Consider the following 18524-nt stretch of genomic DNA (forward strand, 5'->3'; position numbering starts at 1 on the left):
GATGGCACCTTTAGGACTTGCCGAGCAGGCCGTTCGGCCGCCAGAGCAGCACGCCGGCCATCAGCACGTAGACCAGGATCGACGAGAATTGCGGGAAGAAGACCTTGCCGAACGTGTCGGTGAGACCGATCAAGAGCGCGCCGATGGCAGCACCCGCCACCGAGCCGATGCCGCCGAGCACCACGACCACGAAGGACAGGATCAGCATGCTGTCGCCCATCCCCGGGAACACCGTGGAGACTGGCGCGACGAGCGCGCCGCCGAGCGCGGCGAGCGCGATGCCGCCAGCGAAGACATAGCGGTTGACGAGGTCGAAAGGGATGCCGAGCGCGCGGGTCATGTCGCGGTTCTCTGCGCCCGCGCGAACCACCATGCCGAGCCGCGTCTTCTGGATGACGTAGAAGATGACGCAGGCGAGAATGAGACACGCAACGCAGAGCGCCAACCGGTAGATCGGATAGGAGAGCACGTCCGTCAGCTGGATCGAGCCGCGCAGCCAATCGGGCGGCGCGACCGAATGCACGTCCTTGCCGAAGACGATCTGGCGGACCTCGTCGATAACGAGGATCAGGCCGAACGACAGCAGGACCTGCGCGAGGTGATCGCGCCCGATCATGCGTTTGACGAAGACCTCCTCAAGCAGAATGCCGAGCACGAAGGAAATGGCGAGCGCCCCGGCAACCGCCAGCGCGAAGCTGCCGGTATAGGCGGCGATCGCCCAGGCAAGGTAGGCGCCCAGCATATAGAAGGCGCCGTGCGCAAGATTGATCACGCCGAGGATGCCGAACACGAGCGTCAGGCCGCTGGCGACGAGGAACAGAACGAGGCCGTATTGCACGCCGTTCAACAGCTGAACGGCGAAGGTCAGCGCGTCCATGACTGGGCGTCCTTCGGCTGGAGGAAAAGGGGCGCGCCGGTCGCGACCGGCCCGCGCGCGCCCCGAGGTTGCGGCTGGGGAGGAAAGCCGCGATCAGGCCTGAACGCGGCAGCCGCGCGCCGGATCATCGACCGCCTGACCGGCGACCGAGATCACCTCGTTGCGGCCGTTGCGCACTTCGCGCAGGTAGACATTCTGGACTGGGTTACCGGCGCGGTTGAACGAGAGCGGGCCGCGCGGGCTGTCGATCCTGGCCGAACGCATGGCGCTCGTCGCCCGCGCCCGCGCCGACCAATCGCCGCCGGTGGCCTTTAGCCCCTCGGCGAGCAGCGCCGCCGCGTCCCAGCCCTGGACCGCGTAAATGTCGCCGTCCTGACCGGTTTTGGCCTTGAAGGCTTCGAGAAAGACGCGATTGGCGGGATTGTCGAGGTTGTCGGCGTAATGGAGCGTGGTGCGCACGCCATTGGCATCCGCGCCTTGGGCCTGCAGCGTGCCGTCGGTGAGGAACCCGGCGCCGTAGAGCGGGATGGTGCGGTTGAGACCGGCCGCCGCGTAGTCCTTGACGAACTTGACCGCGCCGCCGCCGGCGAAGAAAGCGAAGACCGCGTCGGGCCGCAGCGTCGCGATGCGGGTGATCAGCGCCTGGAACTCGACCTCCGGGAAGGGAAGCGCCAGATCTTCGACGATCGTGCCGCCCGCGCGAGTGAAGCCCTCCTTGAAGGCGTCGATCATCTGCGAGCCGGCGGCGTAGCGCCAGGTGATGGTGGCGACGCGCCGGCGGCCTTCGTCGAACATCACCTTGCCCATGGGCTGGCAGACCTGCCAGTTGGAGAAGGAGGTGCGGAAGATGTGTGGAGCGCACATGGGGCCCGTGGCCTCGTTGGCGCCGGCGTTGGGGATGATGAGCGGGGTATTGGTGTCGCGCGCGACCTTCACCATGGCCATGGCGACGCCGGAGTGGACCGTGCCGACGACGAGATCGACGCGCTCGCGGCCGACGAGCCGGTTCATGTTGTCGGTCGCGCTCTCCGGCTTCGACTCATCGTCGACCTGGACGAACTCGATGCGCCGGCCGCCGAGCGAGCCGCCCTGGCGTTCCACGTAGAGGCGGAAGCCATCATCGATGAATTTGCCGAGCTTCGCGAACGTGCCCGAATAGGGAAGCATGAAGCCCACTTTCAACGGTGCGCCCTGGGCGATGGCCGGGGTGGGGAAGCGGAAGCCCGCTGCGCCCGTCGTGAGCGCCGCCGCGCCCATCAGGAAGCGTCGGCGATTGGCCGAGATCGGCGATGAAATCGAATGCGACATGGCAGTTCCTCCGGCAGTCGTTGGAGCACGTCTCGTGACCGGGAGCGGATGGTCGGCACATCGTTTTCTCCCTGTCGCGCGTGCTTTTTCACGACCGGGACGTTAAGCGGGGCGAGGCGACCGGAACAGGATCGATTGCATCTATATTGATACCTGAGAGGTATTTTACGATGCGTTTCCGGACTCAAACCCCATCAATTCGATCGTTTCGCTGGGAAATCGATCGATAATCAGTGGGCTTGCGTGGAATGAGGTATTGATCGCCGATGCGCGTGAACTGTTGGTCCGGGGCATGATCCCTCCCCTGCCAAGCCTGTGAATCCGGCACCATCGCGCGGTGAATGCGTTTCCGGGACGTTAGTCCAGCGCGGTCAGTCCGGCGCTCGCAACGATTGCCCGCCATTGGCCGATCTCAGTCGCCAGATGGCTGGCAAACGCCTGCGGCGTCGATGCGATGATCCGCGCATTGATCGGCGCAAAGGCCCGCTCGGTAGCCTCATGCCTCAATGCCGCCTGGATATCCGCGCCAAGCCGTTCGACGATCGCGGGCGGCGTGCGCGCCGCCGCGACGAAGCCCCACCAATTCGCGAGCGCGTAGTCCGGCACGCCCTGTTCGGCGATCGTCGGTACCTGCGGGAGTGCTGCAATCCGCGCCGCGGTCGTCACCCCGATCGCGCGCACCGTGCCGGCTTCGATCTGCGGCAAGGCCGTCGATGCATTGTCGAACATCACATGGACCCGACCGGCGATCAGATCGACCAGCGCTGGGCTGCTGCCGCGATAGGGCGCATGGGTCAGGTCGACGCTGGCCTTCTGCCGGAACAGTTCGGCCGCCAGATGCAGCGACGAACCGAGGCCCGCCGAGGCGTAGACGAGCAACCCCGGCGCGCGCTTGGCGGCGGCGATGAGATCTCCGACCGACCTGTAGGGCGAATTCGCCGGAACGATGAGGATGTTCGGCGTCTCGAGCGCGAGGGACAGCGGCGCGAGATCGGCGACCGGGTCGAACGGCATCGAACGGTAGAGGCTCGGGTTGACCGCCAAGGCCATGGAAGCCAGCCCGATGACATGGCCGTCGGGCTCGGCGCGGGCAACCGAGGCAAGGCCGGTATTGGAACCCGCCCCCGGCCGGTTCTCCACAATCACCGGCCGGCCGTAGCCTTGCGACAATCGTTCGCCGATGGCGCGCCCGATGATGTCGGCGGCGCCGCCGGCGGCAAAGGGCACGACGAGTTGGATGGTCTTGGTCGGGAAGGCCTGCGCGCGCGATGGCGTGGCGAGAAACGAGGCGGCAGCGCCAAGCAAGGCGCGCCGACCGATTGGAAATGCCGTTCGCCGCATGTTGTCTCCTTCGACCGGTCGCCCGCGCCCGAGATCGCCGCGCCTCGACACGGACGTCCGCATGCTCAAAAGCCATCGAAAACGTAGGCGGGATCGCCGACGTCGGACAGGATCGATTGTGTCTATTTCCATACCAGATGGGTATTCTGATCGCTCCATGCGCCGCGGAGCTTCGGCTGGAGGCGCGGCGCCGCGCGCGCCGACTTCACGCCGCGCGGGCGAAGTCCGCGCGTTCCATCAGCCAGGACGCCGCCAGTCCCGCGACGAGCCCCCAGAAGGCGGCCCCGATGTTCATCACGGGCATGTCGGCGACGGTGACGACGAAACAGACGAGCGCGCCGAAGGCGAATGGTCCCTTGAAGGCCACGGTGAAGGCGCCGAGCAACACGCGCAGCATCGCCAGGCCGCCGAGCGTCAGGATCAGCTCTTTCGGCGCCGCGAGCATCAGGCGCGTGAAGGTCGGCGCCAAAAGCCCGAAGCCAATGGCGATCACGGCCGTGACGATCGCGGTCGCGTAGTGGCGCTCGCGCGGTCCGGTCGAGGTGATGAGGCCGTTAGTCGGGCCGGTGAGCGCGGTGCCGACCGCGCCGACGGCGGCGCTCAGGAGGCCGCCGATCCCGGCGAAGATCGTCACGGCGGTCAGGGGCGGTTTGTGTCCAGCCTGCGTGAGGACCGCGAGGCCCTGCCCGTGCTGGACGAAGACGATGGTGATGGCGATCGGAACGACCAGTTCGATCATCGCGCGCCAGGAGAATATCGGCATCGTGAACACCGGTTGCACCAACGCCAGGCCGCCGATCTCGGCGCCCGCGAACCGCCCAAGGCCGCCCGCGACCACCGCGCCGGCGAGCAGAGCGCCGATGATCGGCGGTATGTAGCGTTGGGCAGCCGGCCAGACACTCAGGCCGAAGAACGCCGCGACCATGGCACCAGCGATGGCGAAGTCGCCGTGGAGCGAGCGGACGACGTCTATGGCGAACTTGAGGAAGACGCCGGCCACCATCGCCATCACGATCGGCATGGGTATGAGCTGCATCACGCGGCGGGCGAGGCCAGTCCAGCCGAGCGCGAGCACGAGAAGGCTCGTGACCCAGAAGGCGCCGACCACTTCGGCAAAGCTCATGTGGGTGAGGGCCGGGCCGATCAGCACCGTACCCGGGATTGTCCAGAACAGGCAGAGCGGTTGACGATAGAGCCAGACCAGCGCCACGGTAAGTGCGCCGTTAATGGCGAAGACGCCGAAGACGAAGGAGGCGAGTTCCGCTTCTTTCAACCCACCACCCGTGCCGACCGCCAGGATGATCGCGAGCGCTCCGGTCGCGCCGAACAGGAAGGCGACCAGTCCGGTGAGAAGCTGGACCGGCCCGATGTCGCGGCGGATTTCGGAAAGGGTCGGTCGGTTTGGGCTGAGCGGTTCGAACGGCGTCACGATCGGCGGAGACTCACGCGGCGCGTAGGCCGAGGCGGGCGCGCGCCTCGGCGGGCGTCGCGGGGCGTCCACCATGGCGCGCCACGAGCGCCGCCGCAATCGACACCAATTCGGCGTTGCCGTCGGCGAGGCGATCCTTGCTCACCCGGATATTGTCCTCGAGCCCGGTCCGGACCGCGTCGGCACCGCGAGCGAGCGCCCATTCCATCACCCGGGCCTGTTCGCGCCCGATGCCGGCGGCCGTCCAGGTCGCGCCGGGAATGACGCGCCGCGTCTCCGCGAGCAGGATGTCGAGGAGCCGCTCGTCCGCCGGCATGGCGTTCTGGACCCCCATGACGAACTGGACGTGTGGTGTCGGTGACATCAGTCCGGCGTCGATCAGCCGGCGCGCGCCATGGATGTGCGAGAGGTCGAAAATCTCGATCTCCGGCGCGATGGCGTTGTCCCTCATCTTCGTCGCGAGATCGACGACGAGCGTCGCATGGTTCTCATAGACGATCGTCGGGAAGTTGACCGAACCGGTGGAGAGCGAGGCCATGTCGGGCTTGTGGACAAGAGAAAGACCCCGCGCCGAGGGATCGCGCCCGCGCCCGCCGGTCGAGAACTGCACGATCATGCCCGGGCAGTGTTTCCGGACGCCCTCCTGAACGGCCGCGAACCGGGCCGGATCCGATGACGGAGTCTCGTCGTCGTTGCGGACATGGACGTGCACGAGGCTCGCGCCCGCCTCGTAGGCGGCATGGGTCGACTCGATCTGTTCGGGCGGAAGGATCGGAACGGTCGAGTTATCCTTCTTGCGTGGCACGGAGCCGGTGATCGCGACGGCGATGACGACGGGGCGCATGGCGATATCCTTTGGTCTGGTTAGCCCTGGTCGCCGCCGCCAACGGGCAAGACCGTGCCGGTGACGTAGGAGGCCGCGTCGGAGGCAAGGAAGAGGATGGCGGCAGCCATCTCGCGCAGGAGCCCGTAGCGCTTCATGTGGCTCGATTGCACGGTTTGGTCGACCACCTCCTGCATCCATCTCCTGTCCTGCTCGGTGAGCGGATCGGTCCCACGCGGCACCTTGCGCGGCGGAGCGGTCGTCCCGCCCGGCGCGACGGCGTTCACGCGGATGTTCTTGGTCCCGACCTCCATGGCGAGCGAGGCGGTGAGCGCGTTGACCGCGCCCTTGGCGGCCGAATAGGGCACGCGGTTGACGCCCTTGGTGGCGATGGACGAGACGTTGACGATCGCGCCCCGGCCCTGCTCGAGCATGTAGGGGAGCACGGCGCGGCAGCCCCAGAGTGTGGGAAAGAGCGAGCGCGAGATTTCCTTCTCGATCTGGCGATCGTCGAAATGCTGGAACGGCCGCATCCAGATGGCGCCGCCGACGTTGGTGATCAGCACGTCGATGGCGCCATGGGCGCGATGGGATTTTTCCATCGCTTGCTGATTGCCGCTCCATGTCTCCAGATCGGCGGTCATGGCGATGGCCTGCCCGTCCGCCTTGGCGATCTCGCGGGCGACGTCCTCGACCAGGGGCGAACGATCGACCAACAGTAGGCGGCCGCCTTCGCGGGCAGCCGTCAGCGCGACCTCGCGGCCAATGCCCTGCGCCGCGCCAGTGATCACCATGCTCTTGCCGGCGAAGCGCCCGGGCGCGGGCTTCAGGGCCGCCAGGGCGAGGGCGTCGATGTCGATGTGCGCGGTCACGTGCCGGTCTCCGAAGGCGAGAATTTCTCGAAGTGGAAACTGGCGGGCTTGACGCCCTTCTCCGCCAGATAGCCGCGGACTGCGTCGACCATGGGCGGCGGTCCGCAAAGATAGACGTCGACGTCGCCGCCGTGCAACGCCCCGTCCGGCATATGGTTAGTGACATAACCCTTTCGCGCGTGGCCGCTCGCGGGGTCGGCGACGACCGTCGTGAAGGTGAAGCCGGGAATGGCGGCCGCGAAGGCGGTCAGCTGGTCGACCGCGACGAGATCGACGTCGTTGGTGACACCGTAGATCATGTGCACCGGCTGCTCAGAGCGCGTTGCCGCCAAAGCCTCCAGCATGGCGAGGAAGGGCGCGAGCCCCGTGCCGCCGGCGAGGAACAAGGCCGGCCGCTTCACGTCGCGCAGGTAGAACGAGCCGATCGGGCCGGTCACCGTGAGCGCGTCGCCGGGCGCGGCCTTCTCGGCGAGGTACGACGACATCAACCCGCCCGGGATGTTGCGGACAAGGAACTCGACCACCCCTTCCTTCGGCATGGACGAGAACGAGTAGGAGCGCGTCTGCGTCGTGCCTGGCACCGAGACATTGACATATTGGCCGGGTAGGAACGACAGCCCGGCATCGGCGAGGCGCACCGAAAAACCGATCGTGCTCGGCGAGAGCTTTTCGACCGCGACCATCGTGGCGGGGACCGCCCCGACCTTGACCTTGCAGGCGGCAGACGAGGCGGGAATGCGGATCACGCAGTCCGACTGCGCTTTCATCTGGCAGGTGAGGACGAAGCCCTCGGCGGCCTCCTCCTCGGTCATGGCGTCCTCGATATAGGAGCCGAGCGTGTAGTCCCCCTGTTCGCAGCGGCACTTGCAGGTGCCGCAGGCGCCGTCCCGGCAGTCCATCGGGATGTTGACGCCCTCGCGATAGGCGGCATCAGCCACCAGTTCGCCGATGCGCGCCTCGACGAAGCGCGTGACGCCGTCCTCGAAGTTCAGCGCGATTCTGTGGCTCATGGCGTCCTCCACGCAGGTTATTCTTCTTTTAGACTTGGCGCTTGATCAGATGTGGTAGATATCGACAACGTGGTGAATGTAGTCGTTCTTCAGAACGACCTTCTTGGCCGTGATCAGCCAGCGCTCACCCGATGTATCGATTGTGTAGAACGACGTGCCGAAATAGCTGTCGGTCGTCTTGTAGCGATGGCTCAGCGTGAACCAGTTGAAGCGTACCTCCAGCCGGCCCGCGCTCTCGGCAACGATCTCGACGTTCGAGATGTTGTGGGAGGTGCGTGGCTCGGGCAGCGACGTTGCCGAAGACCGCTCCGTCCGGATGCGGAAGACGCGGTCCTCAAGGCCCTGCTTCGAGCCGTAGTAAATGAGCGAGATCTCGGTTTGCGGGTTCTCCGTCAATTCGTCGTCGTCGTCCCAGGCAGGCATGTGGAACGTGGCGCCGGGCGCGTAGCAGGCGAGCCAGGCGTCCCAATCCTTGTCGTCGAGGGCGCGTGCCTCGGCGTAGAGGAAGGCCTGGACCTGATCCATCGTGACCGGAACGGTCTTCGGCTTGGTCTGCAATGCGAGCGACATGGGTGTCCTCCCCTTCGTTCGAAGGTTTTTGTCGGTTTTCGGGTATCGCCTGGAGATGCGTTCGGCGGTCGCATCGGTGCGTCCGCCGAACAGTCTTACTCGGCGGCCTGCCGGAAGCCGGCTTCGGCGTCCTTTTTCAAGCCTTCGATCAGCGCATCACGCCAATAGGCGTGCTGGATTACGAACAGCCCCTCATCCTCGGTCTTCGCGCCAGAGAGCAGCGGCTTCATCTCGATGGCCTTCGCGTCATCGTCGGCACCCTGGATCCAGTGCGTCGCGCCGCGCGATAGGTCGTTCCACACCGCGTGGCGGGCCCCGTAGCCGATCTGACAGGAGCGGAACTCCTCCAGGTCGTCCGGCGTCGCCATGCCAGACGCGTTGAAGAAGTCCTCGTACTGGCGGATGCGATGGGCGCGCGCTTCCGCGCTCTCGCCCTTCGGCGCGATACAGTAGATCGTGACTTCGGTCTTATCGACGGAAATCGGCCGATACATCCGGATCTGCGAGGAGAACTGATCCATCAGGAAGACGTTCGGGTAGAGGCAGAGGTTGCGGCTCTTCTCGATCATCCAGTCCGCGCGGGCCTTGCCGAAGGACGCGGTCAACTCGTCGCGGCGGTCAAAGTTCGGACGGTCCTGCGGGTTGGTCCAGTTGGTCCAGAGCAGCAGGTGGCCGTGCTCGAAGGAATAGAAGCCGCCACCCTTCTTCGCCCAGCCGCCGGCATCCATGGCGCGGATGTCGTCCTTGGCGTTGGCCGCCTTGCGGGCCTGGGTGGTTGCGGCGTAGTTCCAGTGAACGGACGAGACGTGATAGCCGTCGGCGCCGTTCTCGGCCTGGAGCTTCCAGTTGCCGTCGTAGATGTACTGCGAATTGCCGCGTAGGATCTCAAGCCCCTCGGGCGACTGGTCGACGATCAGGTCGATGATCTTGCGGGACTCGCCGAGGTGCTCCTCGATCGACTTGACGTCGGGGTTCAGCGAGCCGAACAGGAAGCCGCGGTAGTTGGCGAATTTGACCTTCTGCAGGTCGTGGCTGCCGTTCTTGTTGAAGCTCTCGGGATAGCCCGCGCCATCCGGATCCTTCGCCTTTAGGAGCTTGCCGGCGTTGTTGAACGTCCAGCCGTGGAACGGGCAGGTGTAGGTCGATTTGTTGCCGCGCTTGTGCCGGCAGATCATCGCGCCGCGATGGGAGCACGCGTTCAGGAAGCAGTTCAGCTCCCCCTTGCGGTCGCGGCTGATGACGATCGGCTGACGGCCGATGTAGCCGGTGATGTAGTCGTTGTTGTTGGGGATCTGGCTTTCGTGGGCGAGATAGACCCAATTGCCCTCCCAGATGTGCCGCATCTCCACCTCGAACAATTCAGGGTCGGTGAAGATGTCGCGGCGGCAGCGATAGGCGCCGGTCTTCTCGTCATGCTGGACGGAGTTCTGGAGGCGTTGGATCAGGTCGACGGACATGGCGTTTCTCCCCTGCGTTCATTTTTTGGTGAGATCGGACCGCGGGAGAGGCTCCCGCGGCCCGTGTCGAAGGGCTGCTCAGGCGGCCATGACGTGTTCGCGCTCGACCTCGGTGCGCGGCGCGCCGGCCCGCTCCTTGATCAGGATCACGTCGAACTTGGCCTTTGCGAAGGGCCGGTTGAAGCCGGCGTTGCGGATCGCGGCCGCGTCGGTGACGCGTTCCAGCGTGACGACCAGTTCCTCGCGGGTGCCGAAAGCGAAGTCCGTGTAGAGGTACTTGTCGCCGGTGAAGTTGAACTGGGTGGTCAGTTTTCGGTAGCCGGGTGCGGAGATGAAGAAGTGCACGTGGGCCGGGCGCTCTGCGTGGCGGCCGAGAAGCGTCATTGCCTTGCGGGTGCAGCTCTCGGGCGGGCAGCCATAGCCGTTCGGCACGATGGAACGCGCGAGATAGCGGCCCTTGGCGTCGGTCTCGATGCGGCGGCGCAGGTTATAGGCGGCCTGCTCGCCGTCGATGAAGGAATACCCGCCCTTGGAGTTCGCGTGCCAGATGTCGACGATCGCACCGGGGATGATGTTGCCATCCTCGCCCCGGACCTGGCCCTCGATGACGAAGGGTTCGCCCGGGTCGGTGCCGTCATCCATACGGGCCTCGCCCTTTGAGAGCGGCGCGCCGGCGACGTAGAGCGGGCCTTCGATGGTGCGCAGCGTGCCGCCGGAAATGCCGGCCTTCTTCTCGGCTTCGTCGAGGCGAAGGTCGAGGAAATGCTCCAGGGCCACGCCCGGCACGAGCAGGCCGAATTCGTTGTTCTTGGCGGTCTGGGCGAGGAAACCGACGCCAGCCCAGAATTCCTCCATCGACACGTCGCACTCGTCGATCACCTGCATCAGGCGATAGAGCAGACGGTTAGTGACTTCCTTGACGCGGGCGTCGCCGCCCTTTTCGCCGATGCCGGAAGCCTCCTCGGCGAGCTGCTTCATCTTCGACTTGGACATCAGATTGGCGGGCATGGCATTTCCCCTTTCGTGGTTGGCTTGTCTTGTTCAGCGGTCGTCATCGTGGATCGAGGACGGGTGGCGGCAGAGCGGCGTGACGCTGATCTCCATGAAGGGGAACAGCGGCAGCGTCGAAAGAATGTCGTGGAGTTCCTGCGCGCCACCCACTTCGAAGATCGAGGTGTTGGCGTAGCGGCCGGCGTGGCGCCACAGATGCCGCCATGTTCCCGTGCGCTGCAGGTCCTGCGCGCGCTCGCGTTCGGCCTTCTTCAAGGCGTCGGCTTTCTCGGCCGGCAGATCGTGGGGAATGCGCACGTCCATCTGGACTTGGAAAAGCATGGTCAGGATCCCGTCTTGAGCGTTGGCAGCACGTGAATGCTTCGTTCCCGGCGATCGCGGCGGAACCGCGCGATCTGGCTCTCGTCGAGCACGATCCCGAGCCCCGGACCGGTCGGAACGGCGAGGCTGAATTCGCTGTAGTCGAGCGGCGTCTGGAGAATTTCCTCGGTCAACAGCAGCGGGCCGAACAGCTCCGTGCCCCACTCGAGCTTGGCGAAGGTGGAGAAGAGATGCGCGGACGCCGCCGTGCTGACGCCGCCCTCCAGCATCGTGCCTCCGTAAAGGCCGATCCCGGCGGCTTCGGCGATGGCCGCGACCTTGGCTGCCGCGAATAGCCCGCCGGACTGGAGGATCTTGAGCGCGAATACGTCAGCCGCTTCGGCGCGTGCGACCTCGAAAGCGGTTTCGGGACCGTTCAGCGCCTCATCCGCCATGATCGCGACAGAGGTCTCGCGGGCGAGCCGGGCGAGGCCCCTTATGTTCTTGAGCGCCACCGGCTGCTCGATCAGGTCAACGCCCGCATCTTTGAGGAGCGGCAGACAGGCCGAGGCGGTCGCTTCGCTCCAGGCCTGATTGATGTCGACCCGCACCGAAGCGCGGTCGCCGAGGACCCGCTTGATCGCCGCGACATGGGCGATGTTGCCCTTCGGATCGCCCTTGCCGATCTTCAGCTTGAAGATGTTGTGCCGACGGTTGGCCAGCATCTCCTCGGCCTCGGCGATGTCCTTGGCCGTTTCGCCGCTGGCAAGCGTCCAGGCGACGGGGAGCCGGTCGTGCTGGCGGCCGCCGAAGAAATCTGCGACCGACAGGCCGGTGCGCTTACCCATGGCGTCGACCAGCGCCATCTCGACCGCGCATTTGGCGAAGTTGTTGCCCTGGACCGCCTTGCCGACCAGCGCCATAGTCTCGCCAATGCGCTCAGGGCGTGCCCGCGCCAGGACCGGAGCGATGTAGGTGTCGATGGCGAGCTTCATGCCCTCGGGGCTTTCCGCGCCATAGGCGAGCCCGCCGATCGTCGTGCCCTCGCCAAGACCGACGACGCCGTCCGACATATGCAACCGGACGATCATCAGGGTCTGGCCCCGCATCGTCGTCATTGCCAGCTGATGCGGGCGAATGGTCGGAAGGTCGACCAGCAGGGTCTCGACCTGTTCGATCCTGATCGCGGTATTGGGCACGGGCATCTCGGCTCCACTTGGATGGGCCGACGATAGGTCCGCGCGGTGTTGCAGGACAGGATCGATTGCGTCTATTTTGATACCCGACAGGTATGAAGCGAGCCATGAAGGCCGCACGACCTGACGAGGTAAACGTCATGGAACTGCGCCATCTGCGCTATTTCACCATGGTCGCGGCGGAAGGATCCTTCAGCCGCGCTGCGGAAAAACTGCATATCGCCCAGCCACCGCTCAGCCGACAGATCCAGCAGCTCGAAGATGAACTCGGCGTGAGGCTCCTCGATCGAGGCCGCCCCATCACGCTCACCGAGCCGGGTCGATACCTTTTCGAGCAGGCCCGCCAGATCCTCCAGCGCGTCGACGACATGCGCGCGATGACCAAGCGCATCGCCAAGGGGCTGGTGCTTCAGTTCAACATCGGCTTCGTCGCTTCGACGCTTTATGACGACCTGCCCGAACTGATCCGGCGCTTCCGCATCGCGGTTCCGGGCGTCGAGGTCCATCTCCTGGAAATGACCACGATCGAACAGGTGGCCGCCCTTAAGGACGGCCGCATCGATGTCGGGTTCGGGCGGCTGCGGTTCGACGACGAAATGGTTGTGCGCAAGGTGATCCGCGAAGAGAAGCTGTGCATCGCGACACCGAAGGGGCATCCGCTCGCCAGCCGCGAGACCGCGCCGCGCCTGCGCGACACGGCACACGAACCGCTGATCATTTACCCGAAGGCCCCTCGCCCGAGCTACGCCGATCAGGTCATCGGCTTCTATCGGGAGGCCGGTGTCGAGCCGAATATCGCGACGGAAGCCCGTGAGTTGCAGACCGCGCTCGGCTTCGTGGCATCGGGCGGCGGCATCTGCGTGGTGCCAGCTTCGGTACGACGGCTCGGCCGCGACGATGTCTCCTACGTCGACTTGAACGAGCCGAAAATGGTGACGCCGATCATCATGAGCTACCGCAAGAACGATGGTTCACGGCTGCTCCAGCAATTGATCACGCTGGTGCGGGAATTCGACAAATGGGAAGCCGCCCCCACCGCGAGCGAGAAGGCCGTCTGACAGCAAAACGCCGGCGCGTCGCCGCGCCGGCGCTCGCCAGGCCTGTTGTCGCTCAGACCCGGAAGCTGATTTCGCGGGTCATGGCGTCGAGAACACGGACCTGGTCCTCGTAGAAGCGCCGGGCCTCGGCGAGCGAGGTGGCGTCGACCACGATCGAGCCGGTGTTGCTGATCGCGGTGCGAACTTCCGGCGTACGCATCACCTCGCCCACCGCCTCGTTCAGCCGCTGGACGATGTCCTCAGGCGTCTCGCTGCGGACGAAAATGCCGGCCCAGATTGAGTGATCGAAATTCGGCAGCACCTTGCTTTCACCGAAGGCGACGAGATCGGGAAGGAAGTCGACACGCGACTTCGACACCCAGCCGAGCATTTTCAGCTTCTTCTGGTCCTGAAGCGGCTTGTAGGAGGTCGCGAAGGGCAGGATCGCGAAATCGATCTGGCCGCTGGCGAGATCCTGAAGCACCGGCGCGGCGCCACGGTAGGCGACATGGGTGACGCGGATGCCGGTCTGCTTGGCCATTTCTTCCGACAGAACATGGTAGAGCGAGCCGACGCCGACGCTCCCATAAGGCGTGGGACGACCCTGGGCCTTCGCATGCGCGACCAGTTCGTCGATATTGCTAGCCGGATGATCTGGCCGAACAAGTAGGATCAGCGGGTTGCGCGTGATCTGGGTCACGTGGCGGAACTGGTCGGGGCGGAACTTGATGTCGGGGTTGACAAGCGGGGACAGGATCAACTCGTTGGGCGACCCCTGGAAGATCATCCGCCCATCGGCGCGCGTCTGCAGCAGCTTCTGCGCGGCGAGGCCGCCGCTGGCGCCACCGAGGTTCTCGACCAGCACGGTCTGACCGAGCACGCGCTGGAACGCCGGCTGGAGGTTGCGCGCGATGGCGTCGGACAGGCCGCCCGCTGGATAGGGAACCATGAGGGTCAGGGTCCGGCCTGGCCCGAGCTGCGCGTTTGCCGGCGCGGTGCCGAAGCCGAGTGCGGTAAGGCCGGCGACGGCGGCGAGCGCCTCGCGGCGGGAAAGTTCGGTCATGATGTCCTCCTGAAGTCGTTCGTTGATGGATAGGGTCACTGGGCGAAAGCGCGTGACCGGGTGCGCTTGAAGGCAGGCAAAAGGACGCTGAGCAGGATCGCGGCAGCGGCGATGAGCAGGACCGCGCTGATCGGACGCGTTAGGAGTACGGAGGGGTCGCCCTGCGAAAGCAGCAGCGTGCGGCGCAGGAACTCCTCCATCAGCGGGCCGAGAATGAAGCCGAGCAGCATGGGCGCCGGCTCGCAGTCGAGCTTCTTGAACAGATACCCGAGCACGCCGAAGGCGGTCATGATCTGGAGGTCGAAAGCGTTGTTCGACAGCGAGAACACACCGATCGCGCAGAACACGATGATCATCGGGAACAGGTAGTGGTATGGCACCATGATCATGCGCACCCAGAGCCCGATCAGCGGCAGGTTGAGTACCAGCAGCATCAGGTTGCCGATCCACATCGAGGCGATCAGGCCCCAGAAGAGGCGCGGTTGTTCGGTCATCACGCCGGGGCCGGGCTGGATGCCATGCATGATCATCGCGCCGATCATCAGCGCCATCACCGTGTTGGCCGGAAAGCCGAGGGTCAGCATGGGAATAAAGGACATCTGGGCGCCGGCATTGTTGGCGGCCTCCGGCGCGGCGATGCCCTCGATCGCGCCGTTTCCGAGTTCCTCCCGGTGCTTGGACACGCGCTTCTCCAGCGCATAGGCGCCGAAGGACGCGAGCGCCGCTCCGCCTCCCGGTAGTACGCCGAGCGCGGCTCCCAGAGTGGTGCCGCGAAGGGTCGGCGCGACCATGCGCGACCAGTCCTCGCGGGTCGGCATCAGCCCCTTCACCTTGGCGAAGCCGAGATCGCGGCGGGCCTCGTCCTCCAGATTGGCGATGATCTCGCCAATCCCGAACACTCCCATAGCGACGATGACGAAGTTGAGGCCATCCGCCAGTTCAGGAAAGCCAAAGGCGTAGCGTTGAAGCCCTGAGTTCACGTCCGTGCCGACGAGGCCGAGCAGCAGCCCGAGGGCGATCATGGCGATCGCATGCAGGATATGCCCGCTCGCCAGCACGATGGAGGCGGCGAGCCCGAGCACCATCAGCGCGAAATACTCAGCCGGACCGAACCTGAAGGCGAGTTCGGTCAGTGGCGGTGCGAAGAAGGCGATGAGGAAGGTGCACACCGTGCCGGCGAAGAACGAGGAGAGCGCGGCGACCGCAAGCGCGCGGCCGGCGGCACCTTTGCGGGCCATCTTGTAGCCGTCGATGGCGGTCACGACCGAGGTCGCCTCGCCCGGCAGGTTGATCAGGATCGCAGTCGTCGAGCCGCCATACTGCGCGCCGTAAAAGATGCCGGCCATCATGATGAGCGCCGAGACGGGCTCCAGGCCGAAGGTAGCCGGCAGGAGCATGGCGATGGTCGCCGACGGGCCAAGGCCCGGCAGGACGCCGATGGCGGTCCCGAGAAACACACCGATCAGGCACCAGACGAGGTTCGTCGGGGTTGCCGCAACCGAAAGACCCATGAGCAGGTCGGCGAAAATGTCCATGATCCGCTCCTCAGCCCCCGGTGAACCACGAGCCGACAAGCGGCATCTGCACGGAAAGACCCCAGACGAAGACGAGCGCACAGGCGGCGACCAGGCCGGCCGCGCCGAGAAGCGCGACGGGGCTCCAGCGGAACTCGCGGCTCGCCATCGCCGACAGGAGGATCAGCACGAAAAGACCGCCGATCATGCCGATCGGCTCGATCATCAGACCGAAGAGCGAACAGGCCGCGGCTATCAGCAGGAACGGCTTCAGCCGAATGGGATCGAGCGGCGCACCATTGATCCGGATACCGCGCACAAGTGCGACCAGGCCGAGAAGGATGAGCGCTGCCGACAGAACCTTGGGGAAATAGCCCGCACCCATCCGGCCCGCGGTTCCCATCGGGTAGTTCCATCCGAACCAGAGCCCCGCGACACCGAAAGCCAAATAGATCGCCCCGGCGTAGAACTCCTTCGGACTCTTGACGACAACCATGGCCGCCTCCCTCGTCGCGCTTGTTGTCTCGTTGCGCGATCGGCGGTGATCATGGGCAGTTTGTTGCAATACGCAATAATTGAAATTCGCAATAAATGATACCTAACTTGTATAATTGCTCTCCAATGCCGTCGCCGTGGCACCGCGCGGAACTCCAGGGACCAACCCATGCTCGAACGATCACTGACCTATCTCCTCTCCTCGATCGTCGAGGACGGCATCGGCAGCGCCAACCGCATCTTCGAAATCCGCATCGGGTTGAGCGTCCGCGAATTGCGCGTGCTGCGCCTGGTGCGCGCCAATCCGGGCATCACCTTCACCGTCCTCGCAGAGCGGACCAAATTCGAGAGGACGCTGACGTCCAGGACCGTTTCGAAGCTCATCAAGGCCGGTTTCATCGAAAGAAGCGCTATTCCGAGCGATGCGCGGGCTTTCGGCCTAACGATTACGCCTGACGGCGTGGCTTTGTGCGAGCGGGCGGATCCGCTGACCGCCGAGTTCGAGACACTGATGCTGGCACCCCTGAGCATGGCGGAACGCGAGGCCTTTCTGAGCGCCGTCGAACGGCTCAAAGTCTGGATCGAGGGTGGGTATGCCGGCGAGGTCGCGAACCGCTATCCCAGGGCGCGCGCCGGCGCCAAGCCGTTCAACCGAACTCGTGATTTTGTTGGAAAATGAAACTAACTTGACAGACAATGCTTCTCGGGTATGGTCTTTCACGCGGAAGAGTTCGCGGGCTTTCGGGCCGCCGCGACGCCGAAGGAGCAACCGCCCCGGAAACTCTCAGGCACCAAGACCGCGCCTTTTTGATCGACTCTGAAAAGCGGAGCCCGCAGGCTCCCGCCGATGGTGTAAGCGGATCTGGCCGATGAGCGGCCGAACGCGATGCTCTCAGGCCAATGACAGAGGGGGCTTCTGATCCGTGCGTCGCGCGGAAGGAGAAGCCGCATGTCTACTCCCGAGAACCTGAACGTCGCCGTCATCGGTGGCGGCATCACTGGCGTGACAACCGCCTACAATCTGGTCAAGCGCGGGGCTCGCGTCACACTGTTCGACCGCCATCCCTACACGGCGATGGAGACGTCCTTCGCCAATGGCGGTCAGCTCTCCGCCTCCAACGCCGAGGTGTGGAACAGTTGGGCCACTGTGTGGAAGGGTCTCAAGTGGATGACGACGCCGGGCGCGCCGTTGCTCTTCAACCCGCGCCCCTCCTGGCACAAGATCTCGTGGATGCTCGAGTTCATCGGCTCGATCCCCAAATACGAAGAGAACACGGTTACAACCGTGCGGCTTGCTATCGAGGCCCGCGCCCATCTCATGCGGATGGCGGCCGACGAAGGCATCGCCTTCGACTGCGAGAAGCGCGGCATCCTGCATTTCTACGAGAACAAGAAGGACTTCGAGGCGGCGACGCGCGTCAGCGCGCTCCTCGCCAAGGGCGGCCTTGAGCGCCGCGCCGTGACGCCGTCCGAGATCAAGTCGATCGAGCCCGCGCTGCGTGGGACCTACCATGGCGGCTTCTACACCGAGAGCGACTTCACCGGCGACATCCACAAGTTCACCAACGGCCTCGCAAAGGCCTGCCAACGTCTCGGCGTGACAATGCGCTTGTCCGACGAGGTGCTGTCCACCAAGGCGAGCGACCACGGCGTGACCGTGATCAGCCAGTCGACAGAGCCGCATCTCGAAAAGACCGAACCGCCGACCGAGGTGCATGTCTTCGACCGTGTCGTGGTCTGCGGCGGCGTGACGTCGCGCAACCTCGCGCGGATGCTCGGCGACCGGGTGAACATCTACCCGGTGAAGGGCTATTCCATCACCGTGCAATTGCCTGAAAAGGCGGACCAGGAAGCCGCGCCATGGGTCAGCCTGCTCGATGACGCCGCGAAGATCGTGACGAGCCGTCTCGGCCCCAACCGCTTCCGTGTCGCCGGCACCGCCGAGTACAACGGCTACAACCGCGACATACGGGCCGAACGCATCGACCCGCTGATCCGCTGGTGCCGGGCCCATTTCCCGGGCATGAGCACCCGCCAGTCCGTGCCGTGGACTGGCCTCAGACCCATGATGCCGGACATGCTGCCGCGCGTCGCCCGTGGTCGGCATCCGCGTGTGTTTTACAACACCGGCCACGGCCATCTCGGCTGGACGTTGTCGGCCGCGACCGCCGACGCGGTCGGCGCGCTCGCCACGGCCCGCGTCAACGCGTGAGGCGAGGAA

At 65.2% G+C, this 18524-nt stretch carries 18 protein-coding genes and 1 riboswitch; of the genes, 3 read left to right on the forward strand and 15 right to left on the reverse strand.

Annotated elements, in window-relative coordinates; translation table 11 throughout:
* Positions 1–10 precede the first annotated feature (10 nt).
* From C8P69_RS19710 to C8P69_RS19765, 12 genes are all read right to left on the reverse strand, one after another.
* Positions 11–877, reverse strand: a complete 867-nt coding sequence (locus C8P69_RS19710) for a branched-chain amino acid ABC transporter permease (protein WP_108179153.1) — start codon at positions 875–877, stop codon at positions 11–13.
* A 93-nt stretch (positions 878–970) separates the two neighbouring features.
* Complete coding sequence (locus tag C8P69_RS19715) at positions 971–2185, reverse strand: ABC transporter substrate-binding protein (RefSeq protein WP_108179154.1); 1215 nt, start codon at positions 2183–2185, stop codon at positions 971–973.
* Positions 2186–2542: 357 nt separating this feature from the next.
* Positions 2543–3526: a Bug family tripartite tricarboxylate transporter substrate binding protein gene (locus tag C8P69_RS19720; RefSeq protein WP_170118310.1), complete on the reverse strand. Its 984-nt coding sequence runs from the start codon at positions 3524–3526 to the stop codon at positions 2543–2545.
* A 205-nt stretch (positions 3527–3731) separates the two neighbouring features.
* Positions 3732–4955, reverse strand: coding sequence for a benzoate/H(+) symporter BenE family transporter (locus C8P69_RS19725; protein ID WP_245902147.1), 1224 nt, complete (start codon positions 4953–4955; stop codon positions 3732–3734).
* A gap of 13 nt (positions 4956–4968) precedes the next feature.
* A complete protein-coding gene (locus C8P69_RS19730; RefSeq protein WP_108179157.1) occupies positions 4969–5799 on the reverse strand; it encodes a 3-oxoadipate:acetyl-CoA acetyltransferase in 831 nt (276 codons plus the stop codon).
* Positions 5800–5819: 20 nt separating this feature from the next.
* Entirely contained in the window at positions 5820–6650 is an 831-nt protein-coding gene (gene benD, locus C8P69_RS19735; RefSeq protein ID WP_281260079.1) for a benzoate diol dehydrogenase BenD, read from the reverse strand.
* The gene (gene benC / locus C8P69_RS19740; protein WP_108179158.1) at positions 6647–7660 is read right to left on the reverse strand and encodes a benzoate 1,2-dioxygenase electron transfer component BenC; all 1014 of its coding nucleotides are present in this window, start codon (positions 7658–7660) and stop codon (positions 6647–6649) included. The genes benD and benC overlap by 4 nt, the downstream gene beginning before the upstream one ends.
* A gap of 45 nt (positions 7661–7705) precedes the next feature.
* Positions 7706–8230 carry a benzoate 1,2-dioxygenase small subunit gene (gene benB / locus C8P69_RS19745; RefSeq protein ID WP_108179159.1) on the reverse strand — a complete coding sequence of 175 codons (525 nt, stop codon included), beginning with the start codon at positions 8228–8230 and terminating at the stop codon, positions 7706–7708.
* Positions 8231–8325: 95 nt separating this feature from the next.
* Complete coding sequence (gene benA, locus C8P69_RS19750; RefSeq protein WP_108179160.1) at positions 8326–9687, reverse strand: benzoate 1,2-dioxygenase large subunit; 1362 nt, start codon at positions 9685–9687, stop codon at positions 8326–8328.
* A 78-nt stretch (positions 9688–9765) separates the two neighbouring features.
* Complete coding sequence (locus tag C8P69_RS19755) at positions 9766–10695, reverse strand: dioxygenase family protein (RefSeq protein WP_245902148.1); 930 nt, start codon at positions 10693–10695, stop codon at positions 9766–9768.
* A 33-nt stretch (positions 10696–10728) separates the two neighbouring features.
* Positions 10729–11019 carry a muconolactone Delta-isomerase gene (catC, locus tag C8P69_RS19760; protein WP_108179161.1) on the reverse strand — a complete coding sequence of 97 codons (291 nt, stop codon included), beginning with the start codon at positions 11017–11019 and terminating at the stop codon, positions 10729–10731.
* Between the two features lie 2 nt (positions 11020–11021).
* Positions 11022–12203: a muconate/chloromuconate family cycloisomerase gene (locus C8P69_RS19765; protein ID WP_108179162.1), complete on the reverse strand. Its 1182-nt coding sequence runs from the start codon at positions 12201–12203 to the stop codon at positions 11022–11024.
* A gap of 131 nt (positions 12204–12334) precedes the next feature.
* Between C8P69_RS19765 and C8P69_RS19770 the strand changes: the two genes are divergently transcribed.
* Positions 12335–13252: a LysR family transcriptional regulator gene (locus C8P69_RS19770; protein ID WP_108179163.1), complete on the forward strand. Its 918-nt coding sequence runs from the start codon at positions 12335–12337 to the stop codon at positions 13250–13252.
* 52 nt (positions 13253–13304) lie between these two features.
* Here the strand turns inward: C8P69_RS19770 and C8P69_RS19775 are convergent, their stop codons facing one another.
* From C8P69_RS19775 to C8P69_RS19785, 3 genes are read right to left on the reverse strand one after another with little or no spacing between them, the layout of a single operon-like run.
* A complete protein-coding gene (locus C8P69_RS19775) occupies positions 13305–14294 on the reverse strand; it encodes a Bug family tripartite tricarboxylate transporter substrate binding protein (protein ID WP_108179164.1) in 990 nt (329 codons plus the stop codon).
* Positions 14295–14329: 35 nt separating this feature from the next.
* Entirely contained in the window at positions 14330–15829 is a 1500-nt protein-coding gene (locus C8P69_RS19780) for a tripartite tricarboxylate transporter permease (RefSeq protein WP_108179165.1), read from the reverse strand.
* A 10-nt stretch (positions 15830–15839) separates the two neighbouring features.
* On the reverse strand, positions 15840–16304 hold the full coding sequence (locus C8P69_RS19785) for a tripartite tricarboxylate transporter TctB family protein (protein WP_108179166.1): 465 nt from the start codon (positions 16302–16304) through the stop codon (positions 15840–15842).
* Positions 16305–16472: 168 nt separating this feature from the next.
* Here C8P69_RS19785 and C8P69_RS19790 point away from each other — a divergent pair, with 168 nt between their 5' ends.
* Together C8P69_RS19790 and C8P69_RS19795 are read left to right on the forward strand one after the other, a co-directional pair.
* Positions 16473–16982 (forward strand): MarR family winged helix-turn-helix transcriptional regulator, encoded by a 510-nt coding sequence (locus C8P69_RS19790; protein ID WP_108179167.1) that lies wholly within the window; start codon positions 16473–16475, stop codon positions 16980–16982.
* A gap of 33 nt (positions 16983–17015) precedes the next feature.
* Positions 17016–17113, forward strand: a riboswitch (glycine riboswitch).
* Between the two features lie 139 nt (positions 17114–17252).
* Positions 17253–18515, forward strand: a complete 1263-nt coding sequence (locus tag C8P69_RS19795; RefSeq protein ID WP_108179168.1) for a D-amino acid dehydrogenase — start codon at positions 17253–17255, stop codon at positions 18513–18515.
* The last annotated feature ends 9 nt before the right edge of the window (positions 18516–18524 follow it).

Origin of the sequence: Phreatobacter oligotrophus (assembly GCF_003046185.1) — a bacterium.
GTDB classification, from domain to species: Bacteria; Pseudomonadota; Alphaproteobacteria; order Rhizobiales; family Phreatobacteraceae; genus Phreatobacter; species Phreatobacter oligotrophus.